This is a genomic window from Comamonas sp. CMM03, assembly GCF_019218715.1.
Taxonomy (GTDB): Bacteria; Pseudomonadota; Gammaproteobacteria; order Burkholderiales; family Burkholderiaceae_C; genus Comamonas; species Comamonas terrigena.
This window is the reverse complement of sequence record NZ_JAHUXB010000002.1, coordinates 690,613-710,465: the sequence shown is the minus strand read 5'-3', so window position 1 is coordinate 710,465 and position 19,853 is coordinate 690,613. Positions and strand designations below refer to the sequence as shown.

The window sequence follows — 19,853 nt, the reverse complement described above, 5'->3', positions numbered from 1 at the left end:
CCGCCGGACGCATGCGAACCCGGTGCGCCGTATGCCAACGATGAACGCGGCGCGCTGTTTTGACGGAGTCCACCATGTCCGATCTGTTAGTTGCTTCTTCCTCCGTCACCTCCGCCGGCTGGCGCCGCCGCGACTGGCTGGCTGCCGGTGCCGGCCTGCTGGGGGCCGGCCTGCTGCCCGGGGCCGCGCGTGCCCAGGGCTGGCCCGACAAGCCCATCCGCATCATTGCGGCCCAGGCGCCAGGTTCGTCCAATGACGCCACTTCGCGGGCGCTGGCTGACTATCTGTCCACCAAGCTGGGCGTGCCCGTGGTGGTGGAAAACAAGCCCGGTGGCGTGGGCATGATTGCCGCCGAAACCATCGTGCGCGCGCCGGCCGACGGCTACACGCTGCTGATGACCTTGCACAGCCAGCCGGCCCAGGCACCGGCCCTGCTCAAGCGCCTGCCGGTGGATCCGGACAAGGACATCGTGCCCATTGCCGCTATCGGCGTCGGGCCGGTGCCGGGCGTAGTGCACAAGGATTTCCCGGCCAGGACCATCCAGGAGGTGATTGCCTATTCCAAGAAGAAGCCGGTCAACGTGGGCAACTATGCCGTGGGGTCGGGCTGGCAGCTGATGCTGGACCAACTGGTCAAGGACACGGGGGCACAGTTCAACGTGGTCAACTACAAGGGCACGGGCGCCATGCTGATGGACCTGTACGGCGGCCAGATCGACATGGGGGCCGGTTCCCTGGCCGGCATTGGTGGCGGGCTCAAGCAGGGCAGCGTGCGGCCGGTGGTGATTGCCATGGGCAATCCCTCGTCCAAGCTGCCGGGTGTGCCGACCTGGAAGCAGGCAGGCTTCAGTGGGAGCGCCTACGAGAACCTGCCCGAATGCAATATGTTGTTTGCCAAGGCCGGCACCCCCCAGGCGCTGGTCGACCGTCTGGCCCAGCTGGTGCACAGCAGCTACACCGAATCGGAGCGTATCAAGAGCGTGCGCGAGACCCTCTCCGATGAAGACCCGGCGCTGACCGGCGCTGCGCTGCGCGCCTTCATCGACCGCACCTGGCCGACCTACCGCCAGCTGACGCGGGCGGCGGGGATTGCGGCGAGCTGAGCTTGCCCTTCAGAGGGCTGGACATGGCGCACGGCAGTGCTTGGTTCTTCCGGCGGCACGGCACGCGGGTGCCCGTGCCGCCATGTGTTGGCAGAGGGCGACAGATGCGGGTTGCATTTTGTACACGGTCTGGGAGACAAAGGCTGGCGCCCCAGAGGGGCGCGCCAGATTTTTGCGGAATGGGAATGGGAGCATCTCTTTTTCTCATGCCCCGGGATGGCCCGCATTGCTGAGAATGCGCACTGTATGGACGGCTCTCTCCCAGTGCTCCCCCTTTCCGTTTTGCAGGCCGCGTTGCGTGCGGCGTTCGAGCGCTGGATGGTCCTGTGCGAGCTCACGGCCCGCAGCGACGGCATTGCACCCGAGGAACTGCAGCGCGAACTGGACTGGCTGCGCAGCCGCAGTGCGCTGCTGGTCCAGCGCAGCACGCCGCAGCAAATGCGCCAGCTCATTGCGGACCTCCAGAACGCCGAATCCTGGGTGCACGCCAGCCTGCGCCTGCGCATGCAGGCCCTGCCTGGGGGGGAGGGTGGTGGCACGCAGGCGACTGCCGCAGGCTGTGGAGGCCGCGCAGCTTTGCTATGTTCCGGCAAATACCAGCACTGCGCAGTTTTCTGCCCTTCCACCGCCATGCCTCCTGTCAACCATTTCAAACGTGCCCTGCAAGCCGGCCAGGCCCAGATCGGTCTGTGGTCCACCCTGCCGTCGCCCTATGTCAGCGAGCTGATCGCCGGCGCGGGCTTTGACTGGGTGCTGCTGGACACCGAGCACACCCCCACCGATGTGCCCCAGATGCTGCAGCAACTGCAGGCGGTGGTGGCAGCCCGCCCGCGTAAAGGCCTGGGCTGCAGCCATGCCGTGGTGCGCCCGGCGTGGAACGATAAGGTGCTGATCAAGCGCTATCTGGACATCGGCGCGCAGACGCTGCTGCTGCCTTTTGTGCAGAACGCCGACGAAGCCCGCGCGGCGGTGGAGGCCGTGCGCTACGCCCCCCAGGGCCTGCGGGGCATGGGGGGATCGATGCGCGCCTCCAACTTCGGCCGTGACGCCGACTATGTGGCCAAGGCCGCCGACGAGATCTGCCTGCTGGTGCAGGTGGAAACCGGCGAGGCGCTGGACAACCTGGAGGCCATTGCCAGCGTGGACGGTATCGATGGCGTGTTCATCGGCCCGGCCGATCTATCCGCCAGCCTGGGCTACCCCGGCAATGCGGGCCATCCGGACATGGAGGCGACGATCGACCGGGCGCTGGTCACCATCCGCGCCTGCGGCAAGGCGCCGGGCATTCTGGCGGTGAACCCCGACCGTGCCCAGGCATGCCTGGACAAGGGCGCGCTGTTCGTCGCCGTGGGCATGGACATGCTGCTGCTGCGCCAGAGCGCCGATGCGCTGGCCCTGCGCTTCAAGCGCCCGGGAGATGCAGCGGTCAGTGCATCCATGTATTGAGTGTGGTGTCCCCCGCTTTCTAGAATGGATGCCGACGGGCGCCCAGGGCGCACCGCCACCTTCTATCAAAAACGCAGCTGCTTCTGCACTTGCAGCAAGGTTTTCACAGGCGTTGGATACTGAAAACCTTTAAGCCAGTGCACCAAAGCGCCTGTTTTCCTAATGCCCCTGGAGCGACCGCTCCGGGACTCTCCCTCTCAGCCATGGATGGATTTCGCATGTCGCATGCCTACCCCGATACCCAACTCCTGATCGACGGCCAATGGGTCGATGCCGCCAGCGGCAAGAAGATCGCTGTGCACAACCCGGCCACGGGAGCGGTGATCGGCCATGTGGCCCATGCCGGTATTGCCGATCTGGACCGTGCACTGGCCGCCGCTCAAAAAGGCTTTCAGGTCTGGAAGAACACCAGCGCCCACGAGCGCCAGGCCACCATGCGCCGCGCTGCGCTGCTGTTGCAGGAACGCGCCGACGCCATTGCCGCCGTGCTGACGCAGGAACAGGGCAAGCCCCTGGCCGAAGCCAAGGGCGAGGTGCTGGCCGGTGTGGGCATCATCGACTGGTTTGCCGACGAGGCGCTGCGCCTGTATGGCCGCATCGTGCCGGCGCGCCGCAGCGATGTGCTGCAGCAGGTCGTCAAGGAGCCCGTGGGCCCGGTGGCGGCGTTCACGCCCTGGAATTTCCCGGTCAACCAGATCGTGCGCAAGATCAGCGCTGCCCTGGCCACCGGCTGTTCCTTCCTGTGCAAGGCGCCGGAAGAAACGCCTGCCGCCCCCGCCGCGCTGCTGAAATGCTTTGTCGACGCCGGCGTGCCCGCGGGCGTGGTCGGTCTGGTCTATGGCGATCCGCATGAAATCTCCAGCTACCTGATTCCCCATCCGGTGATCCGCAAGGTCACCTTCACCGGCTCGACGGCCGTGGGCAAGCAGCTGGCCGCCATGGCCGGCGCCCACATGAAGCGCTGCACCATGGAGCTGGGTGGCCACGCCCCGGTCATCATTGCGGAAGATGCCGATGTGGAGCTGGCCGTCAAAGCCGCTGGCGCTGCCAAGCTGCGCAACGCCGGCCAAGTCTGCATTTCGCCCACGCGTTTCCTGGTACACAGCAGCCTGCAAAAGCAATTCACGGAAAGCGTGGTGAAGTACTTTGAGTCCGTCAAGGTGGGCAACGGCTTGGAAGCCGATTCCAAGATGGGCCCGCTGGCCAATCCCCGCCGCGTGACGGCCATGAAGGCGCTGGTGGAAAACGCCCACGCCAAGGGTGCGGACGTGCTGCTGGGCGGCAAGGCCCTGGGCGATGCCGGCAACTTCTATGCACCCACCATCCTGGGCAATGTGCCGCTGGATGCCGATGTGTTCAACAACGAACCCTTCGGCCCCGTGGTCGCCATGCGCAGCTTCGAGAAGCTGGAGGAGGCCATTGCCGAAGCCAATCGCCTGCCCTATGGCCTGGCGGCCTATGCCTTCACCCGCTCGCTGAAGTCGGCCCACCAGCTCAGCCAGCAGGTGGAAACCGGCATGCTGTGGATCAACCAGCCCGCCGTGGCGTCGGCGGAAATGCCTTTCGGCGGCATCAAGGATTCGGGCTATGGCTCCGAAGGCGGCACGGAAGCGCTGGAAGCCTATCTGATTCCCAAGGCCGTCTCGATTGCCATGGTGTGAGCACCGGCCCCGCTGACGGGGCTGCTGCTGCAAAACGGCCACCTGCGGGTGGCCGTTTTGCTTTCTGCCGTGCAGCCGGCTGGCCCGGCCGGTTGCAACATCTGGCTTGTCCTACAGCCAGCGGCCGAGAGGGCATTGCAGGATGCGGTGCAGAAGCACCTGTGTGCCGCGAAAGGAGCCTCCATGCCCTCCAAAGCCCCTACCCTGCAAGCGCTGTTCGTGCAGCTCGGTCTGGCGGCAGATGAGCTGGCCATCTTGCGCTTCATCCGCCAGCACCGCCCGATGCCCCCCGACGTGGACATGCTGCATGCCCGGTTCTGGACCCCTTCGCAGGCCGCGGTGCTGTGGCGGCTGCGCCGCCGGGGGCCGCACTGGGTGGAAGTACTGGACCAGTTGGAGGCCGCATTGCGCGGCCACCGTGGTCAGCAGCAGGAAAGCGCCTGACCCCGGTGTTCTCTGGCGAGCGCAGGCCGGCAGGGACGGCCCGTGCGATGGGGCGTTGCCGCAGCGATGGCTGTCAGAGCCACAGCGGCAGCCACAGATTCAGCAGCCAGCCTGCCCCCAGCAGCCAGCCAAACAACACCAGGGCCAGCAGCAGCGGCCGGGTGCCGGCGGCGCGCACGGCCGCGATGTGGGTGGTCAGTCCCAGGGCGGCCATGGCCAGGGTCAGCAGCAGCGTATCCAGCTGCACACCGGCCTGCACCAGCGCAGCGGGCAGCACGCCCAGGGAATGGATGCCAGCCACCAGCACAAAGCCCAGTGCAAACCAGGGGATGGTGATGCGGCTGTGCGGGGCGGCGGCCTTGACGGAGCCGCTGTCCATTGGCTGATGGTCGGCGCGGCGCTCGCTGCGCGCCAGCCACCACGACAGCACCAGCAGAAATGGGGCCAGCATCATCACCCGCACCATCTTGGCAATCACCGCCATGTCGGCCGCATCGCGGCCCACGGCTTCGCCGGCAGCCACCACCTGGGCCACTTCGTGCACGGTGGAGCCCACATACAGGCCGTACTGCTGGGCGCTCACCTCGAACCAGCCATGCGCAGCATTCCAGTGAAACAGCGCCGGATAGAGAAAGGTGGCCACGGTGCCGAACACCACCACGGTGGCCACGGCCACCGCCACATCGGACGCCCGGCCCTTAGCCACCGGTTCGGTGGCCAGCACGGCGGCCGCACCGCAGATCGCACTGCCGGCCCCCACCAGCAGGCTGGTGCGCGGATCCAGGCCGAACACGCGCCGGCCCAGCCATTGGGCCAGCACAAAGGTGCTGGAAAGCACCAGCGCGTCGGTGGCGATGCCGGCCCAGCCCAGCTGGCCCATGTCCTGGAAGGTCAAGCGCAGGCCATACAAGACGATGCCGGCGCGCAGCAGCCGCGCCTTGGACAGGCCCACGCCGCTGGCGCAGGAGGCGGCCAGGCGGGGGTAGACGGTGTTGCCCAGCACCATGCCCAGCACGATGGCCAAGGTCAGCGCGCTCAGGCCGCGCTCGGCCAGGGCCGGCAGCGTGGCGGCCCACAGGGAGGCGGCGGCGATGGCACCACACAGCAGCAGACCGGGCAGCCACTGCTGCAGGTGCTGGCCGGCGCGGGCCCAGACGGACAAGGGAAATGCGGAAGTGGACATGGCAGACACGGCCGTCCACGGGAGTGAAAAGCGTGCCAGGACCGGCCTGGAGCGTGGGCGACGGTCTGCACTTTAGATAATTTGGTTATATTTGTATAACCGATAGTTTGTGTAAAGACTATCGATGAAACAGGTAGATTCATGCGCCAGATCACGCGAAAAGGAGAGTGCCCATGCTGCATCTGACGCTGCGCCAGGTGGAAATATTCTGCGCGGTGGCCCAGTCCGGCAGCACCGTGGCGGCGGCCCAGGCGGTGTCGCTGTCCCAGTCCGCCACCAGCGCCGCGTTGCAGCAGCTGGAGCGTGCGCTGGGCAGCCAGCTGTTCGAGCGGGTCGGGCGCCAACTGGTGCTCAACGATGCCGGCCGCGCCCTGCTGCCGCAGGCGCTGGGTCTGCTGGAGCAGGCGCGCGCAATCGAGCAGGCGTTTGTCGTGCAGGGCTGTGGCCTGCCGGTGCGGCTGCGGCTGGCGGCCAGCACCACCATCGGCAGCTATGTGCTGCCGCCGGTGCTGGCGGCGTTGGCGCGCAGCCACCCGCAGGTGGCGGTGGACCTGCAGATTGCCAACACCGCCGAAGTGGCCGAAGCGGTGCTGGCGCTGGAGGTGGATCTGGCCTTGATCGAAGGGGCCAGCCACTGGCCGGGGCTGGAGGTGCAGCCCTGGCTGCGCGACGAGCTGGTCATCGTCAGTGCGCCCCACGACCCGCTGGCAAGGCAGGCTGCCGGCCAGCCACTGGCATCCGACGCGCTGCGCAGTGCCCGCTGGCTGCTGCGCGAGGCGGGCTCGGGCACCCGCGAAATGGTGGAGCACGCGCTGCTGCCGCACCTGCACCAGTTGCATGCGGCCGCCACCCTGGGCAGCTCCGAAGCCATTGCCCGCTGCGTGGCCCAGGGGTTGGGCATCAGCTGCCTGCCACGTGTGCTGGTGCAGCCCTTGGTGGATGCGGGTGAGCTGGTGGTGCTGCCCACCGTGCTGCCGCAGATGCAGCGCTATTTCTCGCTGGTGCAACGGGCGGGCAAACGGCGTTCGCCGGCACTGCAGGCGTTTGTGGACGCCTGCCGGGCGATTGCGCCGCCATCCACGGATTGAGTGACCGGGCGGCTGCTGGGGCTGCAGCGGTTTCGCCAACGTGCCACTTCGCTTGCGGCCGCCGCTTTTGGCCCTATATTGGAATCACAAGCCCGGCGTGGGCTGCGCAGCGCCGGATGCCATCACCAGGGAGGCCACCATGAAAACCATCGACGAAATGCTGCACCTGGACCTGCTGACCCACGAACAGCACCTGCAGATCAGCACCTGGATTGACGCTGCAGACACCCCCGAAGCCATTCTGCAGATGCCCGCCTCCCTGTGGCAGGCCGTGGAACGCGCCAGCCAGGCCATGGGCGTGAACGAGGATTTGCTGCGGCCGCCGGCACTGGACGCGGGCAACGCCGTCTTTGGCTGACGCGCAGCAGGCGGAGGGCGGAAATCCCCCTGCCATCGTGGGCATGCCGCTGAATTCGCCTGCTCCATCCCCGTTTCGTGTCCGCCCGGCCGCTGCCACCGATATCGACGCCATCTTCCATGTCCGGACCTCGGTTCGGGAAAATGCACTCACGGTGACCGAACTGGCGGCGCTGGGCATCACGCCCGCTTCCATCCATGCGGCGATCACAGCGGCACCGTGTGCCTGGGTGGTCGAACGCGATGGCAAGGTGGTGGGCTTTGCCATGGCCGATTTGCCCGAGGCATGCCTGTTTGCCGTGTTCGTGCTGCCGGAGCATGAGGGGCAAGGGGTGGGGCGCCAGCTGATACAGGCCGGCGAAACCGCGCTGTTCCGGCACCACCCGGTCATCTGGCTGGAAACGGATGCGACCAGCAGGGCCGCTGCCGTGTACCGGCATCTGGGGTGGACACCGGCCGGCGATGCGGGCGACGGGGATGTGCGCCTGCAAAAGCTGCGCCCCTGACGCGATAGCGGGAGCCGTGCAGGGGACGCTCCCCGACGGATGCGACCCGTTGCTGTGGCAATTGCTTCGGGCACCCCGAGGCCGGGCAGGTGCCGACGGCAGCAGCTCCGGTGCGCTGCCGCCGTGGTGTTTACTTCTTCAGCGGAATCGGCGTGCCCGCGGGCACGGCCACGGCGGTGACGCTGTTCTGGGGTGAGCCTTCGATCACCCGGTCGGAATAGGTCATGTAGACCAGGGTGTTGCGTTTGGCATCCACCATGCGCACCACGCGCAGGCGCTTGAACAGCAGCGAGGTCCGTTCGGTGAACACTTCTTCCTGCTGGCGCAGCGGCTGGGGAATCTGGATGGGGCCGGTGGCCTGGCAGACGATGGAGGCTTCGGAGCGGTCTTCGGCCAGGCCCAGCCCGCCCTTGATGCCGCCGGTCTTGGCGCGCGAGACATAGCAGGTCACGCCGGCCACCTTGGGGTCGTCATAGGCGTCAACCACGATCTTGTGGTCCGGGCCAATCAGCTTGAACACCGTGTCCACGGCGCCGATCTCTTCGGATGCGGCGGCGCGGGTGGCCGGTGCCAGGGTGGTGAGGGCCGCCAGCAGCAGGGCGGACAAAGCAGGGCGCAGGGCAATGTGGTGCATGGCTGCCAAGCATACGCGCTGCGCGGGTGGGCGCCGGGCCGGCGATGGCACTGTGCCAGGCCCTGGTTTGCAAGGGACCACGGGCAGGCGTGTACCGGCCGCGGGACAATCCCCGTCCTCCACCACGGCAACTGGGGCGCACAGCGCGCCCAGACCGGTGGCCGGTGGAGCAGGCATGCCATGGCGGTTGCCGGACCCCGGGTCTTTCGGGTGTCTGCGACGGCCGCGCTGCATGCCTGCAGGCCCGGTGCACCGGGTGCCCAGCGCATGGCGCTGGCAGAACGCCCGCCCCGCGATGCCGGCCCTGACTGCCGCTGCGTTGCGGCATGGCCCACAGCCCCCGTGCAGTCTCCATGCGCGCGCGGCTTCTGAATTCAGAGTTTCCACCCGGTGGCACAGGCTGCGGGGGTGGGCTTTTCTTTTCCCGGAGGAAATGGTTTGGTAGGAATGCGAGAGAAGAACGTTGCGGCGTTGCCCGTGCTGGGCCGGTCTGCGCTGCTGTGGATGGCGCTGGCCTGTGGACTGTGCGCGGGCGGCAATTATTTCAACCAGCCGCTGCTGCACTCGATTGCCCGGCACTTTGGTGTGGACCAGGGAGTGGCGGCACTGTCGGTCACCTTGGCGCAGTCGGCCTATGCGCTGGGCCTGCTGCTTCTGGTGCCGCTGGGCGACATGCTGGAGCGGCGCAGTCTGGCGGTGGCCTTGATGCTGCTGGCGGCGGCCGGCCAGGCCATGGCGGGCTGTGCACCGTCGGTGGGCGGCTTCATGCTGGGCACGGTGGTGGCGGGCCTGTTTTCCGTCGCAGCCCAGGTGCTGGTGCCCATGGCGGCGGCGCTGGCCGCGCCCGGCCACAGCGGCCGCAATGTGGGCACGGTGATGACCGGGCTGCTGCTGGGCATTTTGCTGGCGCGCAGCGTGGCGGGCCTGGTGTCGGCATGGGCCGGTTGGCAGGCGGTGTACCAGGGGGCAGCGCTGTTGATGGTGCTGGTGGCCTGGTGGCTGTGGCGGGTGCTGCCCACCTCGCGCACGGCGCAGCCGGTGGCCTATGCCCAGGTGCTGTCCAGCATGCTGGAGCTGCTGCACACCCACCGCGCGCTGCGCCAGCGCACGCTGGCCAGCGGGCTGGCGTTTGCCTCGTGCAGCGTGCTGTTTGCCACCATGGCCCTGCAGCTGTCGGCCGCACCACTGGCGCTGGATGACGCACAGATCGGCCTGGTGGGGCTGGCAGGTGTGGCCGGGGCACTGGTGGCATCGCGCGCCGGACGCTGGGTGGACCGGGGCCTGGGGCGTACCACCTGCACGGTGGGGGCCATTGCATTGGTGGCGGCCTGGCCCATGCTGTGGTGGGGCGGGGAACACCTGGGCTGGTTTGCCCTGGGCCTGGTGGTGATCGACCTGGGCCTGCAATGCCTGAACATCACCAACCAGGCCACCGTGGCCCAGTTGCTGCCGGCGGCACGCTCGCGCATGAATGCGGTCTATATGACGGGGTATTTTGCGGGGGCGGCGGCGGGCTCGGCCCTGGGCACACTGGCCTGGCACTGGGGGCAGTGGCAGGGTGCCTGCCTGCTGGGGGCGGTGCTGGCGCTGGGGGCCGCACTGGCCGCAGTGCGGCTGCGTGCGCCGGCGGGGCAGATGGCTGCCGCCTGAAGTCTCGCGCTTTCTCTGTGGTGGCCGTGGCAGAGGCCACAATCGCCGGCGTGGTCTGCGCATGCCGAACCTGGCATGCGACAGGCCGTTTTCTGCAGGACACCGCTGTGCACCACTTTGCCTCCCTATTGCTGATCGCCGGTATTTACCTGGCCGTGCTGGCCAGCCCCGGACCCAATTTCTTCATCCTCAGCCAGATGGCGCTGGATGGCCGCGCCCGCGCCGCGCGCTGTGTGGTGCTGGGGTTGACGACGGGGTCGGTCGCCTGGGTGCTGCTGTCGATTGCGGGTGTGGCCACCGTGCTGGCCCGGCACCCGCAACTGGGCACGGCATTGCGCGTGCTGGGGGCGGCCTACCTGGTCTGGTACGGACTCAAGCTGTTGCGCTCTGCCTGGAAAGTGCCTGCGGTCAACGCAGCACCGTCCACGGCGCTGGGGGGGCAGTCGGCCTGGGCGGCGTACCGCACCGGCTTGCTGACCGGCCTCACCAACCCCAAGGGCGCGGCTTTCTGGACCAGTGCGTTTGCTGCCATCTTTCCGGATGCGGCGCCGCTGTGGTTCTATGGCGCCACGGTGCTGCTGGTGGCGCTGATGTCGCTGGGCTGGCATCTGGGCATCACGCTGGTGTTCGGCATTCCGGCCCTGCGCAGCGGCTATCTGCGCATCGAGCGGGCCATCAACGGCCTGTCCGGCGCCGCCCTGGTGCTGTTGGGACTGCAGCGCATGGTGGCGCGCTGAAGGGTACGTCCAGTCGGCCTCGGCGCCCTATGCCTGCAGCGGGCCCCCGGGCAGCGGCACCTGCAGGCCCACTTTCAGGCAGTTCAGCGCCACCGAGGTGCGAAAGCGCCGCACATTCTCGTCCCCGCCGAACAGCCGGGTGGTGATGGCTTCGAAATCCGCCATGGTGGCGGCGGTGATGACCAGCAGATAGTCTGCTTCCCCGGTGATGGCATAGCACTGCTGCACGGCGGCTTCGTCCTGGATGCGCTGGCGCAGGCCAGCGGTGCGCAGCGGGTGTTCGTCGTGCACATGCACTTCCACCAGCAGGGTCAGCGGGCGGCCCAGGCGGGAGGCGTCCAGCACGGCGGTTTCCGCGCGGATCACGCCGCTGTCCCGCAGCCGGCGGATGCGGCGCTGCACGGCAGCGGCCGACAGGTGCACGGTCTGCGCAATGTCACGCTGCGCCACGGTGTTGTCGCGCTGCAGCAGGGTCAGGATGGCCAGGTCGAAATCGTCCAGGGACAGCGTGGAAGGCGTGGGCATAGAATGAGTGAAAGTTGCGTGAAGCCAGTCTATTCAGAGGCAAAAAACCAGGAGTGGCGCAATATATTCTCGCCATGTCGAATGTACGCAATGCACGCTGGCTGCCGTGGCTGGCCATCTTCGGTTCCGTGGTGTTTCTGGGGCTGGGTACGTCCTGGGCCAAGCACACGCTGTTTCCTGCCGTCGGGGCCCAGGGGACGACGGCGGTGCGGGTGGGCTTTTCTGCGCTGATCCTGTGGCTGCTGTGCCGGCCCTGGCGGTTGCCGCTGTCGCCGGCGGACCGGCGGGCCGTGCTGCTCTACGGGGCGGCACTGGGGGTCATGAACCTGTCTTTCTACATGGCGCTGCGCACGCTGCCGTTCGGCGTGGCGGTGGCGATCGAATTTTCCGGGCCGCTGGCGGTGGCGGTGTGGGCGTCGCGCCGGGCGCTGGACATGGTCTGGGTGCTGCTGGCCATGGCAGGCCTGGCCCTGCTGCTGCCGCTGGGCCATGCGGTCAGCAGCCTAGACCCGGTGGGCGTGCTGTGGTCGGTGCTGGCGGCGGTGTGCTGGGCCAGCTATATCCTGTTCGGCAAGCGCATAGGGCATCTGCCGGTGGGGCATTCGGTGTCGCTGGGGCTGGCCATGGCGGCGCTGGTGGTGATTCCGGTGGGCGTGGCCCATGCGGGCAGTGCGCTGCTGGCGCCTTCGGTGCTGCTGGTGGGGCTGGGCGTGGCGGCGGTGTCGAGTGCGGTGCCGCTGTCGCTGGAGATGGTGGCCCTGCAGCGCCTGCCGCCCCAGGCCTTCGGCATCATGATCAGCATGGAGCCGGCGGTAGCCGCCATGCTGGCCTTGCTGCTGCTGGACGAACAGCTGAGTGCCGTGCAGTGGCTGGCGATCGGCCTGATCGTGCTGGCATCCATGGGCAGCGCGTTGGCGGTGCGGCGGTCGGAGCCGGCCCCCAGGGCGGCACAGTTGCCGGCCGAGGCCTGAATCCCGCCGGGCGCCGCAGCCTTGGTGGTCCGTGTGACGGCGCACACGGCTAAGGTGGCATAGACGGCATAGACGGCATAGACGGCATAGACGGCATAGCTGCCCGGTGGCCCAGTGGCCATTTGGGCGCACTTCCTGTCTGCATCTCCCGCGGTGTATCCGAACGCAAAAAAGCCCCGGTGACGGGGCTTTTTCAGGGGCGGTACAGAGCAGGCTCTGCGGGCAGGCCGGAGATCAGACTTCGGCGATGCGTTTTTGCAGGTGGGCCAGGGCTTCTTCCACCTGGTCGACCAGCACCAGGCACAGATCGCCGGGTTGCAGACGGGCCAGCGCGTGGTCAATGGCGATGAACTCGCCATGGATGTCGGTCACATAGCTGGTGCGGCTGGCGCCTTCCAGACCCTTGCGCAGCAGGGCGATGACTTCGCCGTCCTCGCGGCCGCGCTGGCAGGCGTCCTGGTACAGGACCACATCATCGAAGGCGTGACCCAGGATCTGGGTCTGCTCGGTGATGTCCTGGTCGCGGCGGTCGCCGGCACCCGAGATCACCACGCTGCGCTTGTTGCCGGGCATGCCTTCTACCGCCTTGGTCAAGGCACGGATGGCATCCGGGTTGTGGCCGTAGTCGGCAATGATGGTGGCGCCCTTGTAGTCCATCACATTGAAGCGACCGGGGGCGTTGTCGCTGTCGTTCACAAAGCCGGCCAGGCCGCGCTTGATGGTGTCCCAGGGCAGGCCGGCACCCCAGGCGGCGCCGATGGCGGCCATGGCGTTGTCGACCTGGAAGCCGATGGTGCCGTTGCGGGTGACGGGAATGTCGCGCAGCGGCACGGATTCGCGCCACGAGCCTTCGGCAGCGACGATGGAGTCACCGTCCACATAGACCACGCGGTTGCCCTGGGCACGGTGTGTTGCCATCACGGGGTGGTGGCGGTCGGCACCGAAGAAGATCACCTTGCCGGTGCAGAACGGCGCCATGGCCGAGACGTGCGGGTCGATGGCGTTCAGCACGCCGTAGCCGTTGGGGGCCACGTTCTGCACGATGACGCGCTTGAGCACCATCAGCTCATCGACGGTGGTGATGAAGTTCAGACCCAGGTGGTCGCCTTCGCCCACGTTGGTGACCACGGCCACCTGGCAGCGGTCAAAGCCCAGGCCTTCGCGCAGGATGCCGCCACGGGCACATTCCATCACGGCGGCGTCCACCTCGGGGTGGCCCAGCACGTTGCGGGCGCTCTTGGGACCGGAGCAGTCGCCGCTGTCGATCTGGCGGCCGTTGACGTACACGCCGTCGGTGCTGGTCATGCCCACGCGCAGGCCTTGCGAGGTGAACAGCTGGCCGATCAGGCGGGCGGTGGTGGTCTTGCCATTGGTGCCGGTCACGGCCACCAGGGGGATGCGGCCGTCGTCGCTGCCGTTGAACAGCAGATCGACCATGGGCACGCCCACGTTGCGAGGCTTGCCATAGGACGGGGCCAGGTGCATGCGCAGGCCAGGGGCTGCGTTCACTTCGACGATGCCGCCGTTCTGCTCTTCCAGCGGGTGCAGCACGGATTCGCAGATCACGTCCACGCCGCAGATGTGCAGGCCGATGGTCTGGGCGGCTTCGATGGCGCGGGCCGCCACTTCAGGGTGCACGTCGTCGGTCACATCGGTGGCGCTGCCGCCGGTGGACAGGTTGGCGTTGTTGCGCAGCACCACGCGCTGGCCCTGGGCGGGCACGGATTCGGGGGTCAGGCCTTCGCCGGCAATGCGGGCAATGGCAATGTCGTCCAGGCGGATCTTGGTCAGCGCCGTGCCGTGGCCGGTGCCGCGGCGGGGGTCCAGGTTGACGATGTCCACCAGTTCACGGATGGTGTGTTCGCCGTCACCCAGCACCTGGGGCGGTTCGCGGCGGGCAGCGGCGACCAGCTGGCCGCCCACCACCAGCAGGCGGAAGTCGTGGCCGGGCAGGAAGCGCTCGACCATCACGTCATCACCGTACTGCTGCGAGGTGGCGTAGGCAGCTTCCAGCTGGGCGCGGGTGGTGATGTTTACCGTCACGCCCTTGCCCTGGTTGCCGTCCTGGGGCTTGACCACCACGGGCAGGCCCACTTCCTGGGCCACGGCCCAGGCGTCGTCCACGTCGGTGACGGGGCGGCCCAGCGGCACGGGAACGCCTGCGGCGTGCAGCAGGCGCTTGGTCAGGTCCTTGTCCTGTGCAATGGATTCGGCCACGGCGCTGGTCTGGTCCACTTCCGCGGCCTGGATGCGGCGGGCCTTGGAGCCCCAGCCCAGCTGGACCATGGAGCCGGCCGTCATGCGGCGGAAAGGGATGCCACGGGCTACGGCGGCGTCCACGATGGAGCCGGTCGAGGGACCGATGCGTTCATCTTCGTCCAGCTCGCGCAGGGCGGCGATGACGGGCGCCGCATCGAACGGGGTGTCGTTCAGAGCGGCCTGGATCAGGGCTTCGGCCTGTTCCAGGGCCTGTTTGCCCACGGCTTCTTCGGTGTATTCGACCACTACCTGGAAGGTGCCGGTCTCCAGCGTGGCATGGGTGCGGCTGAAGGTGACCGGGCAGCCAGCCTGGGCCTGCAGCGACAGCGTGGCCAGTTCCAGCACATCGGCCAGCGACACCGGCTTGTCGGCGCCTTGCGGCAGCAAGGTGCCGATGGAGGGGAAGCGGGCGCGCAGGCGGTCTTCAAAGCCGGCCAGCTGGGCGATGTTGCACTCGGCCGGGGTGCAGAGCACGACGGCCTCTACAGCGGTGTTGCGGCTCCACAGATTGGGGCCACGCAGGGCACGGGTACGAGAGATTTCCATGGTGTGTGTCTCTTTTGAGGCTGCTGCAGCCCGGGATGCGGGCGCAGCGGCAATGCAAGGGTGCGCGGGCGCTCGGTCTCAGGCAGGCTGGTATTCGAAGGTCTTGATGCCGGCCGCGATCAGGTCGGGCGCAATGTCCATGGCCCAGGCTGTGGCAATGGCCGCCAGCAGGGCCGAGGTGTCCACCGCATGGCCCGTGGGCAGGCGCAGCGCGTCGAGCGTGCCCAGTGCGCGTTCCAGACCGCCGGTGGCCAGAATGACCTGCTGGTTGCGCAGCAGCACGGCACGGCCTTCGTTGGCGCCGCGGTGTGCGGCCACGACGGCGTTGTTGGCCTGGGCGCTGTAGAGCACCACTTCGCCGTCACACAGCTCGGCCAGGTCGGCCACTTCGGGCAGGTCGGCGTTCAGCACGCCGGCGCCATCGCTGAGTACCACATCGATCTGGGTGCGCAGCACGCGGCGCATCTGGGAGGCTTCGCGCACATCGTGGTCGGCCAGGGTCTCGAAACCGTCCATGTCGGTGACCACGCCCACCAGGCAGCGGTCATAGGCCAGGCCTTCTTCCAGAATGGAGCGCGAGGTGGTCTGGATCACCGCGGCCTGGGCCAGGCGGTTGGTCAGCAGACGGTGGGCGCCGGCCCAGTTGGCGGTATTGGTCTTCTGCGTCTGGCGGTTGTTCAGGAACATGCCTTCGCTGCTGGCCACGCCTGTGAGCTTGCCGGACAGCTGCAGCAGCCAGCCGACCAGGCGGGCGATGAAGGCGTTGTGGCGCGTACCGACAATGCCCACCAGGGGGATGCGGCCGGCATTGGCGCCGTCTTCACGCGGGAACAGGTGGTCGGCAATGGCCATCCCCACCGGGCGGGGAGCGCCGCTGGTGGGCTTGAGGTGCATCAGCAGGCCGGGGCCGGCATTGACTTCCAGGATGGCGCCCTGGCCTTGCATGGGCTGGGAGACGTCCTTGAGGATCATGTCCATGCCGGCGATGTCCAGGCCCACGATCTTGGCGGCCAGTGTGGCGTAGTAGGCCACATCGGGGTGCACGTCATCGGTGCAGTCGATGGCCATGTTGCCGTTGCGCTGCAGCAGCACGGCCTGGCCCTGAGGAATCACGGAGTCGGGCGTGACATGCTGGCGATTCAGTTCCAGCTTGACGGCGCCGGCATCCAGATTGATCCAGTCCAGCGGGTATTCCTGTTCGGGGCCGCGGCGGGGGTCCTGGTTCAGCACGGCCACCAGCTCGCGCAGCGTGGCCTTGCCATTGCCGTGCACCGACACGGTTTCGCCCTTGGTGGCAGCGACCACCTTGCCGCCCACCACCAGCAGGCGGTGTTCCACGCCGTCGATGAATTTTTCGACAATCACGTCCGAGCCTTCGGGCTCGGCCAGTGCAAAGGCGGCCTTGACGTCCGCTTCCTGGTACAGCTCCAGGGTCACGCCGCGGGCGTGGTTGCCGTCCGAAGGCTTGACGGTGACCGGGAATCCGATGTCCTGGGCGACTTCCCAGGCTTCTTCGGCATTGGCCACGATCTGGCCTTCGGGCACGGGCACGCCGCAGGCGGTCAGCAGGCGCTTGGTGAAGTCCTTGTCCTGGGCGATGCCTTCGGCAATCGCACTGGTCTGGTCGGATTCGGCCGTCCAGATGCGACGCTGCGCTGCACCATAGCCCAGCTGGACCAGGTTGCCGTCGTTCAGGCGGATATGGGGGATGCGGCGCTCGCCGGCGGCATCGACGATGCAGCCGGTGGAGGGGCCGAGGTAGCGGTCGTTGATGGCCGTCTTGATGGCGTGGATGGCCGGCTTGCGGTCAAACGGCAGATCGTTGATGGCGGCCATCAGCAGCTTGTGGCCGTATTCCAGCGCCACGCGGGCCACCGCCTCTTCGGGGCAGCGGAACACCATGCGGTAGACGCCGCGCTGGGAAATTTCACGGGTCTGACCGAATTCGGCAGGCATGCCGGCCAGGTTCAGCAGCTCGATGATGACGTGCTCCAGCACATGGCCCATCCAGGTGCCACCTTCCAGGCGCTGGATGAAGCCGCCGCGCTCGCCCACGCCACAGGTGTGCTCGACCAGGTCGGGCAGCCAGGTGGTCAGTCGTTCGTTGAGGCCGGGAATCTTATTGGACGGGTAGTCTTCCAGCTCTCCCAGATCCAGCCAGACTTCCAACACGGGACGGTAGGTCCAGACGCTGGGGCCGCGCAAGAAGGTGGTGCGCAAGAGTTGGATGTCGTTGAATGTCTTCGCCATGGATGCAGCGCTTGATGAGTGGTGGGCGGGCGGTGTGAAAGGCCACATATCGTCGCTTTTCACAGAGGTTGTCAGCCTAATAGGGGTTTGGAGCGTTAAGTCGTCAGACACCATCGCAATGGGCGCGCACATTGAGTGCATCCATATCCATCCACTGGCAGCGATCCTGCCGGAACGGATACAAACTGTTCAATATGCAACATCACCATTCTGTAGATGCCTCTGGCGTCTCCGATGGCCCTTTCGGGGCTGACTTGCGGGCACAGCTCGCACCCCAAGAAAACGTATTGTCGGCCCTTCCGGTTGACTTGACCCGGGATTTGCGCTTCGCGCCAGGCCTGGTGGCGGTCACGCAAACGCATTTGTGGGCCCGTGCCGGGGACGATACGGCCTGGACTTCCTGGTCGCTGTCGCCGGCGCTGCGCCTGCAACTGGCGGACCATGCCGGGGTGGGAACGCTGGAGCTGCACGATGGCCAGCAGCGCCTGGCGCTGTGGCGTTTTCGCCTGGCCGCGCAGAACGAGGCCTTCCGCCTGATCCAGCGCTTCGATCAGCAGCGCGAGCTGCTGGCCCAGGGCGGTGTCCCGGGCCATGCCCATGAGGACGAGGAAATCCTGTGCGAGACCTGCGGTACCCCCTTGCCGCCCGACAGCGATGAATGCCCCGCCTGCGCCCGCCAGCAGGCCCCCCAGACATCGACCTGGGTGCTGCTGCGCCTGTGGCGCTTTGCCAAGCCCTACCAGGGCCAGCTGCTGCTGGGTTTTCTGCTGACGCTGGCCACCACGGCCGCGCAGCTGGTGGCGCCGTATCTGACCATCCCGCTGATGGACAAGATTTTGATTCCCTTTCAGAACGGCGAGAAGATCGACCAGGGTCTGGTGGCCTTCTATCTGGGGGCGCTGCTGCTGTCGGCGTTGCTGGCATGGCTGCTGGGTTGGGCGCGCACCTTCGTGCTGGCCAAGGTGTCCGAGCGCATAGGCTCCAATCTGCGCACCACCACCTACAACCACCTGTTGAACCTGTCGGTGGATTACTACGGCAGCAAGCGCACCGGTGACCTGATGGCCCGCATCGGTGCTGAAACCGATCGTATCAACCTGTTTCTGTCGCTCAACGCGCTGGATTTTGCGACCGATGTGCTGATGATCGTGATGACCTCGGTCATCCTGTTCTCCATCAATCCCTGGCTGGCGCTGGTGACCCTGGTGCCGCTGCCGTTCATCGCCTGGATGATCCACACCGTGCGCGATCGCCTGCGCACCGGCTTCGAGAAGATCGACCGTGTCTGGTCCGAGGTGACAAATGTGCTGGCCGACACCATCCCCGGCATCCGGGTGGTGAAAGCTTTTGCCCAGGAAAAGCGCGAGGCGGACCGCTTTGCCGACGCCAACCTGGTGAATCTGCAGGCCAATGACAAAGTCAACAAGACCTGGTCGGTGTTCACCCCCACGGTCACCTTGCTGACGGAAATCGGCCTGCTCATCGTCTGGGGCTTCGGCATCTATCTGGTGGCCGGTGGCTCCATCACGGTGGGTGTGCTGACGGCGTTCATTGCCTATATTGGGCGCTTCTACACACGCCTGGATTCGATGAGCCGCATTGTCTCGGTCACGCAAAAGGCGGCCGCAGGCGCCAAGCGCATCTTTGACATCCTGGACCATGTCAGCAATGTGCCCGACCCGGTCAACCCGGTGAAGCTGCCAGGCAAGGCCCGGGGCGCCATCACCATGGAGGATGTGGGCTTCCGCTACGGCAGCCGTGCCGTGATCAAGCACCTGGACCTGGAGATCCAGCCTGGCGAGATGATCGGTCTGGTGGGGCACAGCGGTTCGGGCAAGAGCACGCTGGTCAATCTGATCTGCCGCTTCTATGACGTCAGCGAAGGCTCCATCCAGCTCGATGGCGTGGACGTGCGCCGCATGGCCGTGTCCGACTACCGCAGCAACATCGGCCTGGTGCTGCAGGAGCCGTTCTTGTTCTTCGGCACGATTGCCGAGAACATCGCCTACGGCAAGCCGGATGCGACCCGGGAAGAAATCGTGGCGGCGGCCCGTGCCGCCCATGCGCACGAGTTCATCCTGCGCCTGCCCCACGGCTATGACTCGCTGGTGGGCGAGCGTGGCCAGGGCCTGTCGGGCGGGGAGCGCCAGCGTATCTCGATTGCGCGTGCGCTGCTGATCGATCCGCGCATCCTGATCCTGGACGAGGCCACCTCGGCCGTGGACACCGAAACGGAAAAAGAGATTCAGAAGGCGCTCGACAACCTGGTGCAAGGCCGCACCACGATTGCCATCGCCCACCGTCTGTCCACGCTACGCAAGGCCGACCGCCTGGTGGTGATGGACCGTGGCGAGATCGTGGAAGTGGGGCCGCACGACGAGTTGATGGCGCTCAAGGGCCATTACTTCCGTCTGTACGACGCCCAGGCACGCCGTGCCGAGGAAGATGCCCAGGCAGCGGGTTTGAAGCTGCAAGTGACGACCGAGGAATAAG

Annotated in this window: 16 protein-coding genes; 11 read left to right on the top strand and 5 right to left on the bottom strand. The window is 67.1% G+C overall.

Annotated elements, in window-relative coordinates:
* Positions 1 to 74: 74 nt before the first annotated feature.
* The 4 genes from KW830_RS10115 to KW830_RS10100 all read left to right on the top strand — a co-directional run bounded on the left by KW830_RS10115 (position 75) and on the right by KW830_RS10100 (position 4,654).
* Positions 75 to 1,103: a tripartite tricarboxylate transporter substrate binding protein gene (locus KW830_RS10115; protein ID WP_066540197.1), complete on the top strand. Its 1,029-nt coding sequence runs from the start codon at positions 75 to 77 to the stop codon at positions 1,101 to 1,103.
* Positions 1,104 to 1,733: 630 nt separating this feature from the next.
* On the top strand, positions 1,734 to 2,549 hold the full coding sequence (locus KW830_RS10110) for an HpcH/HpaI aldolase/citrate lyase family protein (protein ID WP_218333170.1): 816 nt from the start codon (positions 1,734 to 1,736) through the stop codon (positions 2,547 to 2,549).
* Positions 2,550 to 2,767: 218 nt separating this feature from the next.
* Complete coding sequence (locus tag KW830_RS10105) at positions 2,768 to 4,210, top strand: NAD-dependent succinate-semialdehyde dehydrogenase (RefSeq protein ID WP_066540199.1); 1,443 nt, start codon at positions 2,768 to 2,770, stop codon at positions 4,208 to 4,210.
* A gap of 183 nt (positions 4,211 to 4,393) precedes the next feature.
* Positions 4,394 to 4,654, top strand: coding sequence for a DUF2789 family protein (locus KW830_RS10100; protein WP_066540821.1), 261 nt, complete (start codon positions 4,394 to 4,396; stop codon positions 4,652 to 4,654).
* A gap of 73 nt (positions 4,655 to 4,727) precedes the next feature.
* Here the strand turns inward: KW830_RS10100 and KW830_RS10095 are convergent, their stop codons facing one another.
* Positions 4,728 to 5,837: a YeiH family protein gene (locus tag KW830_RS10095; protein WP_218333044.1), complete on the bottom strand. Its 1,110-nt coding sequence runs from the start codon at positions 5,835 to 5,837 to the stop codon at positions 4,728 to 4,730.
* Between the two features lie 173 nt (positions 5,838 to 6,010).
* Between KW830_RS10095 and KW830_RS10090 the strand changes: the two genes are divergently transcribed.
* The 3 genes from KW830_RS10090 (at position 6,011) to KW830_RS10080 (ending at position 7,788) form a co-directional block, all read left to right on the top strand.
* The gene (locus KW830_RS10090) at positions 6,011 to 6,925 is read left to right on the top strand and encodes a LysR family transcriptional regulator (protein WP_192334762.1); all 915 of its coding nucleotides are present in this window, start codon (positions 6,011 to 6,013) and stop codon (positions 6,923 to 6,925) included.
* Positions 6,926 to 7,064: 139 nt separating this feature from the next.
* A complete protein-coding gene (locus tag KW830_RS10085) occupies positions 7,065 to 7,283 on the top strand; it encodes a hypothetical protein (protein ID WP_066540824.1) in 219 nt (72 codons plus the stop codon).
* Between the two features lie 43 nt (positions 7,284 to 7,326).
* Entirely contained in the window at positions 7,327 to 7,788 is a 462-nt protein-coding gene (locus KW830_RS10080) for a GNAT family N-acetyltransferase (protein WP_218333043.1), read from the top strand.
* Between the two features lie 130 nt (positions 7,789 to 7,918).
* On the opposite strand, the gene KW830_RS10075 is transcribed toward KW830_RS10080, so the two are convergent.
* Positions 7,919 to 8,422 carry a CreA family protein gene (locus KW830_RS10075; RefSeq protein ID WP_225608835.1) on the bottom strand — a complete coding sequence of 168 codons (504 nt, stop codon included), beginning with the start codon at positions 8,420 to 8,422 and terminating at the stop codon, positions 7,919 to 7,921.
* Positions 8,423 to 8,869: 447 nt separating this feature from the next.
* Between KW830_RS10075 and KW830_RS10070 the strand changes: the two genes are divergently transcribed.
* Positions 8,870 to 10,072, top strand: a complete 1,203-nt coding sequence (locus KW830_RS10070) for an MFS transporter (protein ID WP_066540220.1) — start codon at positions 8,870 to 8,872, stop codon at positions 10,070 to 10,072.
* A 107-nt stretch (positions 10,073 to 10,179) separates the two neighbouring features.
* Positions 10,180 to 10,809 carry a LysE family transporter gene (locus KW830_RS10065; RefSeq protein WP_218333042.1) on the top strand — a complete coding sequence of 210 codons (630 nt, stop codon included), beginning with the start codon at positions 10,180 to 10,182 and terminating at the stop codon, positions 10,807 to 10,809.
* A 27-nt stretch (positions 10,810 to 10,836) separates the two neighbouring features.
* Here KW830_RS10065 and KW830_RS10060 read toward each other — a convergent pair whose 3' ends face one another.
* Positions 10,837 to 11,334, bottom strand: coding sequence for an Lrp/AsnC family transcriptional regulator (locus KW830_RS10060; RefSeq protein WP_218333041.1), 498 nt, complete (start codon positions 11,332 to 11,334; stop codon positions 10,837 to 10,839).
* 74 nt (positions 11,335 to 11,408) lie between these two features.
* Here KW830_RS10060 and KW830_RS10055 point away from each other — a divergent pair, with 74 nt between their 5' ends.
* Entirely contained in the window at positions 11,409 to 12,305 is an 897-nt protein-coding gene (locus KW830_RS10055) for a DMT family transporter (protein ID WP_066540830.1), read from the top strand.
* A gap of 234 nt (positions 12,306 to 12,539) precedes the next feature.
* Here the strand turns inward: KW830_RS10055 and cphA (KW830_RS10050) are convergent, their stop codons facing one another.
* Together cphA (KW830_RS10050) and cphA (KW830_RS10045) are read right to left on the bottom strand one after the other, a co-directional pair.
* Entirely contained in the window at positions 12,540 to 15,110 is a 2,571-nt protein-coding gene (gene cphA, locus KW830_RS10050) for a cyanophycin synthetase (RefSeq protein WP_066540226.1), read from the bottom strand.
* Between the two features lie 78 nt (positions 15,111 to 15,188).
* Positions 15,189 to 17,360 (bottom strand): cyanophycin synthetase, encoded by a 2,172-nt coding sequence (cphA, locus tag KW830_RS10045; RefSeq protein ID WP_218333040.1) that lies wholly within the window; start codon positions 17,358 to 17,360, stop codon positions 15,189 to 15,191.
* Between the two features lie 194 nt (positions 17,361 to 17,554).
* On the opposite strand from cphA (KW830_RS10045), the gene KW830_RS10040 reads away from it, so the two are divergent.
* Positions 17,555 to 19,852: an ABC transporter transmembrane domain-containing protein gene (locus KW830_RS10040; protein WP_218333039.1), complete on the top strand. Its 2,298-nt coding sequence runs from the start codon at positions 17,555 to 17,557 to the stop codon at positions 19,850 to 19,852.
* Position 19,853: the final 1 nt, after the last annotated feature.

Bases quoted from the DNA above. Each gene is read 5' to 3' on its own strand.
- KW830_RS10115 (WP_066540197.1), top strand. From the start codon at position 75: ATGTCCGATCTGTTAGTTGCTTCTTCCTCCGTCACCTCCGCCGGCTGG.
- KW830_RS10110 (WP_218333170.1), top strand. From the start codon at position 1,734: ATGCCTCCTGTCAACCATTTCAAACGTGCCCTGCAAGCCGGCCAGGCC.
- KW830_RS10105 (WP_066540199.1), top strand. From the start codon at position 2,768: ATGTCGCATGCCTACCCCGATACCCAACTCCTGATCGACGGCCAATGG.
- KW830_RS10100 (WP_066540821.1), top strand. From the start codon at position 4,394: ATGCCCTCCAAAGCCCCTACCCTGCAAGCGCTGTTCGTGCAGCTCGGT.
- KW830_RS10095 (WP_218333044.1), bottom strand. From the start codon at position 5,837: ATGTCCACTTCCGCATTTCCCTTGTCCGTCTGGGCCCGCGCCGGCCAG.
- KW830_RS10090 (WP_192334762.1), top strand. From the start codon at position 6,011: ATGCTGCATCTGACGCTGCGCCAGGTGGAAATATTCTGCGCGGTGGCC.
- KW830_RS10085 (WP_066540824.1), top strand. From the start codon at position 7,065: ATGAAAACCATCGACGAAATGCTGCACCTGGACCTGCTGACCCACGAA.
- KW830_RS10080 (WP_218333043.1), top strand. From the start codon at position 7,327: ATGCCGCTGAATTCGCCTGCTCCATCCCCGTTTCGTGTCCGCCCGGCC.
- KW830_RS10075 (WP_225608835.1), bottom strand. From the start codon at position 8,422: ATGCACCACATTGCCCTGCGCCCTGCTTTGTCCGCCCTGCTGCTGGCG.
- KW830_RS10070 (WP_066540220.1), top strand. From the start codon at position 8,870: ATGCGAGAGAAGAACGTTGCGGCGTTGCCCGTGCTGGGCCGGTCTGCG.
- KW830_RS10060 (WP_218333041.1), bottom strand. From the start codon at position 11,334: ATGCCCACGCCTTCCACGCTGTCCCTGGACGATTTCGACCTGGCCATC.
- KW830_RS10055 (WP_066540830.1), top strand. From the start codon at position 11,409: ATGTCGAATGTACGCAATGCACGCTGGCTGCCGTGGCTGGCCATCTTC.
- cphA (WP_066540226.1), bottom strand. From the start codon at position 15,110: ATGGAAATCTCTCGTACCCGTGCCCTGCGTGGCCCCAATCTGTGGAGC.
- cphA (WP_218333040.1), bottom strand. From the start codon at position 17,360: ATGGCGAAGACATTCAACGACATCCAACTCTTGCGCACCACCTTCTTG.
- KW830_RS10040 (WP_218333039.1), top strand. From the start codon at position 17,555: ATGCAACATCACCATTCTGTAGATGCCTCTGGCGTCTCCGATGGCCCT.